The sequence below is a fragment of the Pseudomonas tremae genome, assembly GCF_001401155.1.
Taxonomy (GTDB): domain Bacteria; phylum Pseudomonadota; class Gammaproteobacteria; order Pseudomonadales; family Pseudomonadaceae; genus Aquipseudomonas; species Aquipseudomonas tremae.
In genome coordinates this window covers 1-14,925 of sequence record NZ_LJRO01000352.1, presented here as the reverse complement: position 1 = coordinate 14,925, position 14,925 = coordinate 1, and the positions used below count along the sequence as shown (strand labels likewise).

The window sequence follows — 14,925 nt, the reverse complement described above, 5'->3', positions numbered from 1 at the left end:
GAGGATCCTGTGCCCAGTCAAGACAAAGCCCCGGCCGCCTCGCCCGGCAACCTGCACGAAATGTGCGGGTTGCCGGAAGAAAATGCCGAGGCTTTGGTCTTAGTTACCGCTGGAGTTCAACGCTTCCGTCAGGGCAGCTTCAACTTCACTTGCACTGACTCGGGTCGGTTTGTCCATTTCACGACGACGCTTGCGCTCGCTGTGATAAGCCAGACCGGTACCGGCCGGGATCAGACGACCCACAACCACGTTTTCTTTCAGGCCACGCAGGTAGTCGCGCTTGCCTGTCACAGCCGCCTCGGTCAGTACGCGGGTTGTCTCCTGGAAGGAGGCCGCGGAGATGAACGACTCGGTGGACAACGATGCCTTGGTGATACCCAGCAACACGCGAGTGAATTTGGAAACAAACTTGTCGTCTGCGCCCAAACGCTCGTTTTCTACCAGGACGTGAGTCAATTCCATCTGGTCGCCCTTGATGAAACTGGAATCGCCGGATTCGGCAATCTCAACTTTACGCAACATCTGACGCAGAATGGTCTCGATGTGCTTGTCGTTGATCTTCACGCCTTGCAGACGGTATACGTCTTGAATCTCGTTGACGATGTACTTGGCCAGCGCACTGACACCCAGCAAACGCAGGATATCGTGTGGATCGCTAGGACCGTCGGAGATAACTTCGCCGCGGTTCACTTGTTCGCCTTCGAAGACGTTCAGGTGACGCCACTTCGGAATCAGCTCTTCGTACGGATCGCTGCCATCGTTCGGGGTAATGACCAGACGACGCTTGCCTTTGGTCTCTTTACCGAATGCGATGGTACCGCTGACTTCTGCAAGGATCGACGCCTCTTTCGGACGACGTGCTTCGAAAAGGTCGGCAACACGCGGCAGACCACCGGTGATGTCACGTGTCTTCGAAGTCTCTTGCGGAATACGAGCGATAACATCACCGATCGCGATCTGCGCACCGTCAGCTACACCAACCAGGGCGTTAGCCGGCAGGAAGTACTGAGCCGGTACGTCAGTACCTGGCAGCAGCAGATCCTTGCCATCCAGACCTACCATCTTCACAGCAGGACGAATGTCCTTGCCAGCGGCCGGGCGGTCTTTTGCGTCGAGCACTTCGATGTTGGTCATACCGGTCAGTTCGTCTGTCTGACGCTTGATCGTGATGCCCTCTTCCATGCCAACGTAGGTAACAGTACCTTTCATCTCGGTGACGATTGGGTGGGTGTGCGGATCCCACTTGGCCACGATCGAACCAGCGTCGACCTTGTCGCCTTCCTTCACCGAAATCACTGCACCGTAAGGCAGTTTGTAACGTTCGCGCTCGCGACCGAAGTCATCGGCGATTGCCAGCTCACCAGAGCGGGATACCGCTACCAGATGACCGTCGACACGCTCGACGTGCTTCAGGTTGTGAAGACGGACGGTACCGCCATTCTTGACCTGAACGCTGTCGGCTGCCGAAGTCCGGCTTGCCGCACCACCAATGTGGAACGTACGCATTGTCAGCTGTGTACCCGGCTCACCGATGGACTGTGCAGCAATTACGCCGACAGCTTCACCAATGTTGACCTGGTGACCACGAGCCAGGTCGCGACCGTAGCACTTGGCGCAGATGCCGTAGCGGGTTTCACAACTGATTGGCGAACGAACGATCACTTCGTCGATGCTGTTCAGCTCGATGAACTCGACCCACTTCTCGTCGACCAACGTACCTGCAGGCACGATGACTTCTTCGGTACCCGGCTTGAATACGTCGCGGGCGATCACTCGACCCAATACGCGTTCACCCAGCGGCTCTACAACGTCACCGCCTTCAATATGCGGAGTCATCAGCAAGCCATGCTCGGTACCGCAATCCACTTCGGTAACGACCAGATCCTGAGCCACGTCTACCAGACGGCGAGTCAGATAACCGGAGTTAGCGGTTTTCAATGCAGTATCCGCAAGACCCTTACGAGCACCGTGAGTGGAGATGAAGTACTGAAGTACGCTCAAACCTTCACGGAAGTTCGCAGTAATCGGCGTTTCGATGATGGAGCCATCAGGCTTGGCCATCAAACCACGCATACCGGCCAGCTGACGAATCTGTGCAGCAGAACCACGCGCGCCGGAGTCAGCCATCATGTACATCGAGTTGAAGGATTCCTGATCAACTTCGACGCCGTGACGATCGATAACACGCTCTTTGGACAGGTTCGACATCATCGCTTTCGAGACTTCGTCGTTCGCCTTGGACCAAAGGTCGATTACCTTGTTGTACTTCTCGCCCTGAGTAACCAGGCCCGATGCGTACTGGCTTTCGATCTCTTTAACTTCTTCGGTGGCCGCGTCGATGATGCGAGCTTTCTCATCAGGGATAACGAAGTCGTTAACGCCGATGGAAACACCCGAAATGGTCGAGTAGGCAAAACCGGTGTACATCAACTGGTCAGCGAAGATAACGGTCTCTTTCAAACCAACCACGCGGTAGCACTGGTTGATCAGTTTGGAGATCGCCTTTTTCTTCATAGGCTGGTTGACGACGTCGTAGGACAGGCCGGCCGGAACCACCTGGAACAGCAGCGCACGGCCAACAGTAGTGTCGACGATACGAGTGTTCTTGACGCTGCCACCATCACGGTCGTTGACCGTTTCGTGGATACGAACCTTGACCTTGGCGTGCAGAGCCGCTTCGCCGGCGCGGAATACGCGGTCGACTTCCTGCAGATCCGCAAACACACGACCTTCGCCCTTGGCGTTGATCGCTTCGCGAGTCATGTAATACAGACCCAGTACAACGTCCTGCGAAGGAACGATGATTGGCTCACCGTTGGCTGGCGACAGAATGTTGTTGGTCGACATCATGAGCGCGCGCGCTTCGAGCTGAGCTTCCAGCGTCAAAGGCACGTGAACAGCCATCTGGTCGCCGTCGAAGTCGGCGTTGTACGCAGCACAGACCAGCGGGTGCAGCTGAATAGCCTTACCTTCGATCAGAACCGGTTCAAATGCCTGGATGCCCAGACGGTGAAGCGTAGGCGCACGGTTCAGAAGCACCGGGTGTTCGCGAATGACTTCAGCAAGAACGTCCCAGACCTCTGGCAGCTCGCGCTCGACCATTTTCTTGGCAGCTTTGATGGTCGTGGCGAGGCCACGCATTTCCAGCTTGCCGAAAATGAACGGCTTGAACAGCTCGAGAGCCATTTTCTTCGGCAGACCGCACTGGTGCAGACGCAGGGTCGGACCTACGGTAATTACCGAACGACCCGAGTAGTCAACACGCTTACCGAGCAAGTTCTGACGGAAACGACCCTGCTTACCCTTGATCATGTCAGCCAGGGATTTCAGAGGGCGCTTGTTAGAACCGGTGATTGCACGACCACGACGACCGTTGTCGAGCAGTGCATCGACTGCTTCCTGCAACATACGCTTTTCGTTGCGCACGATGATGTCAGGAGCAGACAGATCCAGCAGACGCTTTAGACGGTTGTTACGGTTGATCACTCGACGATACAGATCGTTGAGGTCGGAGGTCGCGAAACGACCACCGTCAAGCGGAACCAGAGGACGCAGATCTGGCGGCAGAACCGGCAGAACGGTCAGCACCATCCATTCAGGAAGGTTGCCGGAACCCTGGAACGCTTCCATCAGCTTCAGACGCTTGGACAGCTTCTTGATCTTGGTCTCGGAATTGGTTTGCGGAATTTCTTCACGCAGACGGCCGATTTCGTGCTCAAGATCGATAGCGTGCAGCAGTTCGCGGACAGCTTCGGCACCCATACGGGCGTCGAAATCATCACCGAACTCTTCGAGCGCTTCGAAATACTGCTCGTCGTTCAGCAGCTGACCCTTTTCGAGGGTGGTCATGCCTGGATCGATAACGACATAGCTCTCGAAGTAGAGAACGCGTTCGATATCACGCAGGGTCATGTCCATCAGCAAGCCGATACGAGACGGCAGCGATTTCAGGAACCAGATGTGGGCAACTGGTGAAGCCAGTTCGATGTGGGCCATGCGCTCACGACGAACCTTGGCCAAGGCCACTTCAACACCGCATTTTTCGCAGATGACACCACGGTGCTTCAGGCGCTTGTACTTACCGCACAGGCACTCGTAATCTTTTACCGGGCCAAAGATCTTGGCGCAGAACAGACCATCACGCTCAGGCTTGAACGTACGGTAGTTGATGGTTTCCGGCTTTTTAACTTCACCGAACGACCAAGAGCGGATCATCTCAGGCGATGCAAGTCCGATACGGATTGCGTCGAACTCTTCGACTTGACCCTGGTTTTTCAGCAAATTCAGTAGGTCTTTCAAGGCTTTCCTCCTGGCGGAGCAGGGGAGCAGGCAATACCGCCCTGCCCCCGATTCGCGTCACGTGTTATTCGGTTTCCAGATCGATATCGATACCGAGCGAACGAATTTCTTTGATCAACACGTTGAAAGACTCGGGCATGCCCGGCTCCATACGGTGATCGCCGTCCACGATGTTTTTGTACATCTTGGTACGACCGTTCACATCGTCCGACTTCACTGTGAGCATTTCTTGCAGAGTGTACGCCGCGCCGTATGCTTCCAGCGCCCACACTTCCATCTCCCCGAAACGCTGACCACCGAACTGTGCCTTACCACCCAGCGGCTGCTGGGTAACCAGGCTGTAAGAACCAGTGGAACGCGCGTGCATCTTGTCGTCCACCAAGTGGTTCAGCTTCAGCATGTACATGTAGCCGACCGTTACCGGGCGCTCAAACTTGTTGCCAGTACGACCGTCGAACAGCTGCATCTGGCCGCTTTCCGGCATATCTGCCAGTTTGAGCATTGCCTTGATTTCGCTTTCCTTGGCACCGTCGAAAACCGGGGTAGCCATCGGTACGCCGTTACGCAGGTTCTTCGCGAGGTCCAGAATCTCGTTGTCGGTGAGGTCTTCCAGGGTTTCCTGACGACCGCCGATTTCGTTATAGATCTCGTTAAGGAACTTGCGCAGCTCAGCCACTTTACGCTGCTCTTCGAGCATGCGGTTGATCTTCTCGCCCAGACCTTTGGCCGCGAGGCCAAGGTGAGTTTCGAGAATCTGACCAACGTTCATACGCGAAGGTACGCCCAGCGGATTGAGGACGATGTCCACCGGCGTGCCATTGGCATCGTGCGGCATGTCTTCAACCGGCATGATCACGGAGACCACACCCTTGTTACCGTGACGACCGGCCATCTTGTCGCCCGGCTGGATGCGACGACGGATTGCCAGGTAGACCTTGACGATTTTCAGAACGCCTGGAGCCAGGTCATCGCCCTGCTGCAGTTTGCGTTTCTTGTCTTCGAACTTGTCATCCAGAAGACGGCGACGATCAACGATGTAGGCCTGAGCCTTTTCAAGCTGCTCGTTCAGAGCGTCTTCAGCCATGCGCAGTTTGAACCACTGACCATGCTCAAGACCATCGAGTACTTCGTTAGTGATTTCCTGACCTTTCTTGAGGCCAGCACCGCCTTCCGCTACACGACCCACCAGCGCAGAACGCAGACGCTCGAAAGTAGCGCCTTCGACAATACGGAACTCTTCGTTCAGGTCCTTGCGGATCTCGTCGAGTTGCGACTTCTCGATGGACAGGGCACGTGCATCACGCTCAACGCCATCACGGGTGAAGACCTGAACGTCAATCACTGTACCTTTGGTGCCGGTTGGCACGCGCAGGGAAGTGTCTTTAACGTCGCTGGCCTTCTCACCGAAGATCGCGCGCAACAGTTTTTCTTCCGGAGTCAGCTGGGTCTCGCCTTTCGGAGTGACTTTACCGACCAGGATGTCGCCAGCGCCAACTTCGGCACCTACGTAAACGATACCTGCTTCATCCAGCTTGTTCAGAGCAGCTTCACCCACGTTAGGGATGTCAGCTGTGATTTCCTCAGGCCCAAGCTTGGTGTCACGAGCCACGCAGGTCAGTTCCTGAATGTGGATCGTGGTGAAGCGGTCTTCCTGAACAACGCGCTCGGAAAGACAGATGGAGTCTTCGAAGTTGAAACCGTTCCAGGCCATGAACGCGATGCGCATGTTCTGACCCAGCGCCAGTTCACCCATATCGGTGGACGGGCCGTCAGCCATGATGTCGCTACGCTGAACGCGATCGCCCTTGCTGACCAGCGGACGCTGGTTGATGCAGGTGTTCTGGTTGGAGCGGGTGTATTTGGTCAGGTTGTAGATGTCTACACCCGCCTCACCTGTTTCAACTTCGTCATCGGCAACGCGAACCACGATACGACTGGCATCAACCGAATCGATCACACCACCACGACGAGCCACGACGCAAACGCCGGAGTCGCGTGCAACGTTGCGCTCCATGCCAGTACCAACCAGCGGCTTGTCGGCACGCAAGGTCGGTACAGCCTGACGCTGCATGTTCGAACCCATCAATGCACGGTTGGCGTCATCGTGCTCGAGGAACGGAATCAACGAAGCGGCTACCGAAACAACCTGCTTGGGCGAAACGTCCATCAGGGTGACATCGGCTGGCGCCTTGACGGTGAACTCGTTCAAGTGACGCACGGCAACCAGCTCGTCGATCAGCTCTTGCTTGTCGTTCATTGCGGCCGAAGCCTGTGCAATGACGTGGTCAGCTTCTTCGATCGCTGAAAGGAAAACGATCTCTTCGGTGACCAGACCTTCCTTGACCACACGGTACGGGCTTTCAAGGAAGCCGTACTGGTTGGTGCGGGCATAGGCCGCCAGGGAGTTGATCAGGCCGATGTTCGGACCTTCCGGCGTTTCGATAGGGCACACGCGCCCGTAGTGAGTCGGGTGAACGTCTCGAACTTCAAAACCAGCACGCTCACGAGTCAAACCACCAGGGCCGAGTGCAGAAACACGGCGCTTGTGGGTGATCTCGGAAAGCGGGTTGTTCTGGTCCATGAACTGGGAAAGCTGGCTGGAACCAAAGAATTCCTTGACCGCTGCCGCAACCGGTTTGGCGTTGATCAGGTCCTGAGGCATCAGGCCTTCGCTTTCTGCCATAGACAGACGTTCTTTAACCGCACGCTCGACACGGACCAGACCTACGCGGAACTGGTTTTCGGCCATCTCGCCTACGCAACGAACACGACGGTTACCGAGGTGGTCGATGTCATCGACGATGCCTTTGCCGTTACGGATGTCAACGAGGGTCTTGAGGACCGCAACGATGTCTTCCTTGCACAGTACGCCCGAACCTTCGATTTCGGTGCGACCGATACGACGGTTGAACTTCATACGACCTACAGCAGACAGGTCATAACGCTCAGGGCTGAAGAACAGGTTGTTGAACAGCGTTTCAGCTGCATCCTTGGTAGGCGGCTCGCCAGGACGCATCATGCGATAGATCTCGACCAGGGCTTCCAGCTGGTTGCTGGTGGAGTCGATCTTCAATGTGTCGGAGACGAACGGACCACAGTCGATGTCGTTGGTGTACAACGTCTCGATACGGACAACCTGAGCCTTGGCGATCTTGCCCAGGATTTCAGTGTTCAGCTCGGTGTTGCATTCAGCAATGATCTCACCAGTGGCCGGATGCACAATGACCTTGGCAGTCGTACGACCCAGGACGTAGTCCAGAGGTACTTCCAGCTCTTTGATCCCGGCTTTTTCCAGCTGATTGATGTGACGGGCAGTGATACGGCGCCCCTGCTCGACAATGACCTTGCCTTTGTCGTCCAGGATATCCAGAACGGCAATTTCACCACGCAGGCGCTGAGGCACCAGCTCCAGGCTGAGGTTTTCACCGCGCACATGGAATACGTTGGTGGTATAGAAAGCATCGAGCACTTGCTCGGTGGTGTAACCCAGAGCGCGCAGAAGTACGGACGCAGGCAGCTTGCGACGACGGTCGATACGGACGAATACGCAGTCTTTCGGATCGAACTCGAAGTCCAGCCACGAACCGCGGTAAGGAATGATACGCGCGGAGTAAAGCAGCTTACCGGAGCTGTGAGTCTTGCCACGGTCGTGGTCGAAGAATACGCCAGGCGAACGGTGAAGCTGAGACACGATAACGCGCTCGGTGCCGTTGATTACAAAGGTACCGTTTTCAGTCATCAGGGGAATTTCACCCATGTAGACTTCTTGCTCTTTGATGTCCTTGATCGCTTTGTTCGACGATTCTTTGTCGAAAATGATCAGACGGACCTTGACTCGCAGAGGTACTGCGTAAGTCACACCGCGCAGCACGCATTCCTTGACATCAAATGCCGGTTCGCCCAAGCGATAACCTACATACTCCAGCGCAGCATTGCCGGAGTAGCTGATGATCGGGAAAACGGATTTGAAGGCTGCATGCAGACCGACGTCGCGGAACTGATCTTTGGTCGCTCCCGCCTGCAGGAATTCGCGATACGAATCCAGCTGGATGGCCAAGAGATACGGCACATCCATTACGTCCGGCAACTTGCTAAAGTCCTTGCGGATACGTTTTTTCTCAGTATATGAGTAAGCCATCAGCGTTCCCCAGCTTGGTCACCTGCTTGTTTGGCTCCCTCCCGACGGAAGCAGCCAGAAAATCTTGCAAACCCCTTGGTTTGCGCCACCGCCATCGGTGGATACCACACGCTATAAACGTTGACCGCGCCAATCGTCTATAACGGAAAAAGGCCGGTGGCAAAAGCCACCAGCCATCAGCCTTTCGCTAAACGCGTGGGCTGGACACTCAAAATCGATGCTTATTTCAGCTCGACTTTAGCGCCTGCTTCTTCCAGAGTAGCTTTGGCTTTGTCAGCTGCGTCTTTGGCAACAGCTTCCAGAACGATGCCTGGAGCGCCGTCAACGACTGCCTTGGCTTCTTTCAGGCCCAGACCGGTCAGCTCACGTACTGCCTTGATCACGTTAACTTTCTTCTCGCCAGCTTCCAGCAGCATGACGTTGAATTCAGTTTGTTCTTCAACAACAGCAGCAGCAGCGGCTGGACCAGCAGAACCGGCAGCAGCAGTAACGCCGAACTTCTCTTCGAATGCCTTGATCAGTTCTACAACCTGAATTACGGACATTTCAGCTACGGCGTTAAGGATATCGTCTTGAGAGATAGACATGACTCAATTTCCTGAATTGGGGGACGGCCTACGCGACCATCAAAATAAACAAAAATACGCGAAAAGATCTGACTCAGCCTTAAGCTGCAGCTGCTTCTTTTTGGTCGCGAACAGCCGCCAGAGTACGAGCCAATTTGCTGGTAGCGCCTTGAATCACGCTCATCAGCTGAGAAATTGCTTCGTTACGGGTCGGCAAGGTTGCCAGTACGTCGATCTGATTAGCTGCGAGGAACTTGCCCTCGAACGCAGCTGCCTTGATCTCGAACTTGTCCTGACCTTTCGCGAATTCCTTGAACAAACGGGCAGCAGCGCCAGGATGTTCGTTGGAGAACGCGATCAAGGTCGGGCCGGTGAACACGTCGTTGAGGACACTGAATTCAGTGTCAGCAACAGCGCGCTTGAGCAGGGTGTTACGTACAACGCGTACGTAAACGCCAGCTTCACGAGCCTCTTTACGGAGTCCGGTCATTGCGCTAACCGTCACACCACGGGCATCAGCCACGACAGCGGACAGACCAGCTTTGGCAGCCTCGTTGACTTCAGCGACGATGGCCTTCTTGTCTTCGAGTTTAATTGCCACGGGTTTAACTCCTGCTTGTTACCGTTTCATCCGACCGAAGCCAGATGTCGTTTTGGTGTCTGATTCGGTAAGGAACCGGGAGCACCATCTGCGTAGGCTTGTGGTTTAAGACTTGCGTCGCCTACGGTCTTGGATAGCCCCCGCCATGCAGGGACCCCAATCTTTCAAACAGCGCGGCAAACAACACCGCGCCATTCTGTCTTACGCTTCCAGAGAACCTTGGTCGATGACCAGGCCTGGGCCCATGGTGGTGCTCAGGGTGATGCGCTTGACGTAAATACCTTTCGAGGAAGCAGGCTTGATACGCTTCAGATCAGCGATCAGGGCTTCAACGTTTTCCTTCAGCTTGACAGCGTCGAAACCGACCTTGCCAACCGAAGTGTGAATGATGCCGTTTTTGTCGGTGCGATAACGAACCTGACCGGCCTTGGCGTTCTTGACGGCGTTAGCGACGTCAGGAGTAACGGTGCCGACTTTAGGGTTAGGCATCAGGCCACGAGGACCGAGAACCTGACCCAGCTGGCCAACAACACGCATTGCATCAGGAGAAGCAATAACGACGTCGTAGTTCAGATCGCCCGCTTTCATTTCAGCAGCCAGATCGTCCATACCAACGCGATCAGCGCCTGCAGCCAGAGCAGCTTCAGCAGCCGGGCCCTGGGTGAAAACTGCAACGCGTACAGTTTTACCGGTGCCGTGCGGCAGGACGGTAGCGCTACGAACAACCTGGTCGGATTTACGAGGATCAACACCCAGGTTGACAGCGACGTCGATGGACTCGCTGAACTTGACAGTCGACAGCTCAGTGAGCAGCGCAGCGGCGTCTACGAAATTGTAAGACTTGCCAGCTTCGATTTTTTCGGCGATTGCCTTTTGACGCTTGGTCAGCTTAGCCATTACACACCCTCCACGTTAAGGCCCATGCTACGAGCGGAACCGGCGATGGTACGCACGGCCGCTTCCATGTCAGCTGCAGTCAGATCCGCATTTTTTGCTTTAGCGATATCTTCCAGCTGAGCACGAGTCACGGTGCCAACTTTAACGGTGTTCGGGCGAGCCGAGCCGCTGGTCAAGCCTGCAGCTTTCTTCAGCAGAACCGATGCAGGGGTACTTTTTGTTTCGAAGGTGAAGCTACGGTCGCTGTATACAGTGATGATCACTGGAGTCGGCAAGCCTGGCTCGATACCCTGGGTACGGGCGTTGAACGCTTTGCAGAATTCCATGATGTTCACACCGTGCTGACCCAAAGCAGGACCAACTGGCGGGCTTGGGTTAGCCTGAGCGGCTTTCACTTGCAGCTTGATGTACGCGGTTATCTTCTTGGCCATGAGGCACTCCAATTACGGGTTCAAGCGCCAAAAAGGCTCCCCGGTTACTTACACGTATATCCCAGTGACGAAAAAACCCCACAGCCTATAAGCTGCGGGGTATGGGATTTCAGCTCAGCTAGACCTTTTCGACCTGGCTAAACTCTAGCTCTACCGGAGTAGAGCGTCCGAAAATGAGCACCGCCACCTGAATACGGCTCTTTTCGTAGTTAACTTCTTCAACCGTACCGTTGAAATCGGCGAACGGACCGTCGGTGACGCGAACAACCTCACCCGGCTCGAACAGCGTTTTCGGCTTCGGCTTGTCGCTACCGTCAGCGACACGACGCAGAATCGCTTCCGCTTCCTTGTCGGTGATCGGTGCCGGTTTATCGGCAGTACCGCCGATGAAACCCATGACACGAGGAGTGTCCTTGACCAAGTGCCAAGTACCCTCATTCATATCCATCTGTACAAGCACATAACCAGGGAAGAACTTGCGTTCGCTTTTGCGCTTCTGGCCATTACGCATTTCAACCACTTCTTCAGTGGGAACCAGAATTTCGCCGAAGCCATCTTCCATGCCTGCCAGCTTCACACGCTCGACCAACGAGCGCATGACATGCTTCTCGTAACCCGAGTAAGCATGCACTACGTACCAACGCTTAGCCACGGGACACCCTTAGCCAACTATCAAGGAAACAAGCCAGCCGAGCAGGGAATCTAGCCCCCACAGCAGCAACGCCATAACCAGCACAACAGCCACAACGATCAACGTGGTTTGCGTGGTTTCTTGGCGAGTAGGCCAAACGACTTTACGGATCTCTGCACGGGCTTCTTTCGCCAAAACGAAGAAAGCCTTACCTTTGCCAGTCTGCAGCGCTACAAAAGCAGCAGCAGCGGCAATCACAAGGAGAGCAAGAACGCGGTACAGGATCGGCTCAGCAGAGTAGTACTGATTACCGACAACACCCACGACAACCAAAACGACTACCAGGAGCCACTTCAGCAAGTCAAAGCGAGAGTCTGATGCTTCAGCCTTGGGATTCATCTACGGAGATCCTGTGAAAAGAAAGCCAGATTACATCTAGGAAATCTGGCAGGTCAGGAGGGAATCGAACCCCCAACCTACGGTTTTGGAGACCGTCGCTCTGCCAATTGAGCTACTGACCTAAAAGCAAAATCAGGCCGAACATTATGCTGACCTGACGAGAGTTTTTCAATGACTTATTCAGGATTAACCTGCCCCAAAAGCAGAATCCAAACAAGACATCAGGCGGACCAACACAACCGAACCACCTAAAACAAAGGCAGATATTTTCATATCTGCCTTTAGCAATGGAGCTCTTGAGCGGATTCGAACCGCTGACCTCACCCTTACCAAGGGTGTGCTCTACCAACTGAGCTACAAGAGCAAATCACAATGCATAAGCTGCAAGCTTGGAGCGGGTAGCGGGAATCGAACCCGCATCATCAGCTTGGAAGGCTGAGGTTCTACCACTAAACTATACCCGCGCAATTTGCAGCTTGCGCTAAATCTGGTGGAGGGGGAAGGATTCGAACCTTCGAAGTCGTAGACGTCAGATTTACAGTCTGATCCCTTTGGCCGCTCGGGAACCCCTCCTAAGCGAGGCAGCATTCTCAACTCATGCTGCCCTTCTGTCAACCTTTTTCTCAGTAAAAACCTGAGGTTACATGCGTTGACTACTGCAGCTTCGTTAATGAGACTTTCACCTCACTGCGAAGCGGGCGCCATTCTATGCAAACTACTCAGCAGTTGCAATGCCCTCACATGACATTATTTGATTTTTTAACAGGGGAAAATCCTGGCTCAACCGGCTGATTGTATCTGCCTCTACAAGACGCCGACTTTCCGGGGTGATTTTTAACCAGTACACCGTAGAACCACCCGACTGAACGGGCCGAAACTGCGACTGAATATCAAGGCTATTCAGTCGCTGCTCCACCAGACGAGCCTCTTCCTGCCTGGCGAAGCCACCCACATACAGACATTTTGCTTCGGGACTACCTACTGCCTTGCCTCCCTCCGACTCACTCAGTAGTCGAATATCCTGCCGTGGGGCGCTATGCAATGATAAGGGCATGACCTCTTTTGCCCTGAGAGGAGCCTCTTGCTGGTGCCATACGTAATAAAGGCCGTTTAGCATCAAAAGGAGAAGAAATAACCAACGCATAAGTACCTCAGCGCAAAGGGCAAGCGAGAGCCAGGCCAACAAACACCAGATCCGGAACAATTCGAGCCTCTGGCAACACATCTGCAACCAGCGCAGCATCACCTCCAGTCACGAAGATAACAAAGTCAGCCCCCCAGTAACCGCGTGCAATTTCGATCTGCGTCAAAGCGAACCCGCGGAGCATCAGAGAACAACCGCGCTCCACTGCTTCCGCTGTGGCACGTCCGGGCACCCTATGAGCGAGAGCCTTTTCGGCCTCGACATCGTCATAGCGGATACGGCGAGTATGCGTACGCAATTGATTGCGCATCAGAGGCATGCCTGGGCAGATGAACCCGCCAAGATGGCCTCCTGTAGCATCGACGAAATCAGAGGTCACCGCAGTCCCCAGATCAATCACCAGGCATGCGCGACGAACGAGATGATAGGCGCCCACTAAAGCTAACCAGCGATCCAGACCCAGACGCCCGAAATCTTCATAGCCGTTGATCACACCCGCAAGCTGGCGCGCCGGAGCAGCGCACACGGGCGTTACCGAGAAGGCATCAATCAGCAGCGCAACAAGCTTCGCCGTTTCGTCTGCGCTACGAACACTGACCAAGCGGCACTGATTGAACGGCACCCCAGGAAGCTTGCCGAGACTCTCAAGCAAGGCAGCGTCCGAGTCCACTACACCACCACCGACCATCACTGCGTGATCGCTGGTCGTTATCCGCCATTTGATGAAGCTGTTGCCGCAATCGAGCTCAAGAATCATCACGCAACCTCAGGCTGAGCTCGCCACCGCTAAAGCTTTTTTCTATACCACTGACTTCCAAGCGTAATGCTCCAAGCGAGTCGATTCCCAATACCACCCCCTCAACGGCCCCCACGCCAGAGAGCAATGTGACCTTGGCGCCCTGCCAGAGATGACCTTGCTCCCACTCCTCCCGGAAAGCAGCAAAACCCTCTTTACGATGCACAGCCAGCAGCGCATTCAATTGGCTGCTTATTCGAGCGGCAATATCGTTTCGATCTACAAAGTGCCCTGTCTCCAACCGTACAGATGTCCACTGCTGATCAACCTCGGCAGAAGCCCGCATATTGACGTTGACCCCTATGCCGATGACCACGTGACACACATCTGCCGGGTCACCGATAAGTTCTAGAAGTATGCCGGCTATCTTTTGTCTTCCCACAAGCACATCGTTAGGCCATTTGAGGCCGGCACCATGAACTCCAATGTCACGCAGCACATTCATCACAGCGAGCCCTACCAGCAAGCTGAGGCCTTCAAGCTGGCGCATACCACCGTCAATTCGCAAGACCAGGCTGTAGTATAGATTTTCAGCAAATGGACTTACCCATTTGCGGCCTCGCCGCCCCCTTCCGGAGGTCTGCCGTTCCGCAAGAACAAGCAAGGGCATGGAAACGTCTTGACCAATCAGCCTTACTGCTTCGGCATTGGTGGAGTCAATTGAGTCATAAGTCCGGACAGACCAGTCGGCAGGGAGGCCCGCTTTCTCTATGGCTGAGGGACTAAGAAGAGAGATGGGCGTCGCAAGTCGATACCCACGGCCTCGCACCTTGTGAACTGCAATACCGAGATCGGCCTCAACCTGCTGCAGCTGCTTCCAGACGGCGCTGCGACTCACCCCCAAGGTCTTGCCCAGAGCCTGGCCGGAATGAAATGCACCATCAGCAAGAAGCGTTAACAAAGTCAGCATTTAAATTCGCCCGGCAGTAAGGCACGCATCATAGCCACGCAATGGCATGATGCATAGAAACGAAAACGTGTTTTCAAAGCAGAAATGGCGAATGCCATAAAAACAAAAACCCT

Annotated in this window: 11 protein-coding genes and 4 tRNA genes; all 15 read right to left on the bottom strand. The window is 54.8% G+C overall.

Annotated features, from left to right (window positions below):
* Nucleotides 1-99 precede the first annotated feature (99 nt).
* Nucleotides 100-4,299, bottom strand: a complete 4,200-nt coding sequence (rpoC, locus tag ALO43_RS18920) for a DNA-directed RNA polymerase subunit beta' (protein ID WP_005887076.1) — start codon at nt 4,297-4,299, stop codon at nt 100-102.
* 64 nt (nt 4,300-4,363) lie between these two features.
* Complete coding sequence (gene rpoB, locus ALO43_RS18915) at nt 4,364-8,437, bottom strand: DNA-directed RNA polymerase subunit beta (RefSeq protein ID WP_005887074.1); 4,074 nt, start codon at nt 8,435-8,437, stop codon at nt 4,364-4,366.
* A 221-nt stretch (nt 8,438-8,658) separates the two neighbouring features.
* Nucleotides 8,659-9,024: a 50S ribosomal protein L7/L12 gene (gene rplL / locus ALO43_RS18910; RefSeq protein WP_005768921.1), complete on the bottom strand. Its 366-nt coding sequence runs from the start codon at nt 9,022-9,024 to the stop codon at nt 8,659-8,661.
* A gap of 79 nt (nt 9,025-9,103) precedes the next feature.
* Nucleotides 9,104-9,604, bottom strand: coding sequence for a 50S ribosomal protein L10 (gene rplJ / locus ALO43_RS18905; protein ID WP_005887072.1), 501 nt, complete (start codon nt 9,602-9,604; stop codon nt 9,104-9,106).
* 201 nt (nt 9,605-9,805) lie between these two features.
* Nucleotides 9,806-10,501: a 50S ribosomal protein L1 gene (gene rplA / locus ALO43_RS18900; RefSeq protein ID WP_003400443.1), complete on the bottom strand. Its 696-nt coding sequence runs from the start codon at nt 10,499-10,501 to the stop codon at nt 9,806-9,808.
* Nucleotides 10,501-10,932 carry a 50S ribosomal protein L11 gene (gene rplK, locus ALO43_RS18895; protein ID WP_002555500.1) on the bottom strand — a complete coding sequence of 144 codons (432 nt, stop codon included), beginning with the start codon at nt 10,930-10,932 and terminating at the stop codon, nt 10,501-10,503. The genes rplA and rplK overlap by 1 nt, the downstream gene beginning before the upstream one ends.
* A 118-nt stretch (nt 10,933-11,050) precedes the next feature.
* The gene (gene nusG / locus ALO43_RS18890; protein ID WP_003186097.1) at nt 11,051-11,584 is read right to left on the bottom strand and encodes a transcription termination/antitermination protein NusG; all 534 of its coding nucleotides are present in this window, start codon (nt 11,582-11,584) and stop codon (nt 11,051-11,053) included.
* A gap of 9 nt (nt 11,585-11,593) precedes the next feature.
* Nucleotides 11,594-11,962, bottom strand: coding sequence for a preprotein translocase subunit SecE (gene secE, locus ALO43_RS18885; protein ID WP_005887064.1), 369 nt, complete (start codon nt 11,960-11,962; stop codon nt 11,594-11,596).
* Between the two features lie 46 nt (nt 11,963-12,008).
* Nucleotides 12,009-12,084: transfer RNA gene (locus ALO43_RS18880), tRNA-Trp, on the bottom strand.
* Nucleotides 12,085-12,250: 166 nt separating this feature from the next.
* Nucleotides 12,251-12,326: transfer RNA gene (locus ALO43_RS18875), tRNA-Thr, on the bottom strand.
* Nucleotides 12,327-12,352: 26 nt separating this feature from the next.
* Nucleotides 12,353-12,426, bottom strand: a tRNA-Gly gene (locus ALO43_RS18870).
* Between the two features lie 24 nt (nt 12,427-12,450).
* A tRNA-Tyr gene (locus ALO43_RS18865) sits at nt 12,451-12,535 on the bottom strand.
* Between the two features lie 142 nt (nt 12,536-12,677).
* On the bottom strand, nt 12,678-13,106 hold the full coding sequence (locus tag ALO43_RS18860; RefSeq protein WP_005887062.1) for a hypothetical protein: 429 nt from the start codon (nt 13,104-13,106) through the stop codon (nt 12,678-12,680).
* A 7-nt stretch (nt 13,107-13,113) separates the two neighbouring features.
* Nucleotides 13,114-13,863: a pantothenate kinase gene (locus ALO43_RS18855; protein ID WP_054997914.1), complete on the bottom strand. Its 750-nt coding sequence runs from the start codon at nt 13,861-13,863 to the stop codon at nt 13,114-13,116.
* Complete coding sequence (birA, locus tag ALO43_RS18850) at nt 13,853-14,812, bottom strand: bifunctional biotin--[acetyl-CoA-carboxylase] ligase/biotin operon repressor BirA (protein WP_054989204.1); 960 nt, start codon at nt 14,810-14,812, stop codon at nt 13,853-13,855. The genes ALO43_RS18855 and birA overlap by 11 nt, the downstream gene beginning before the upstream one ends.
* Nucleotides 14,813-14,925: the final 113 nt, after the last annotated feature.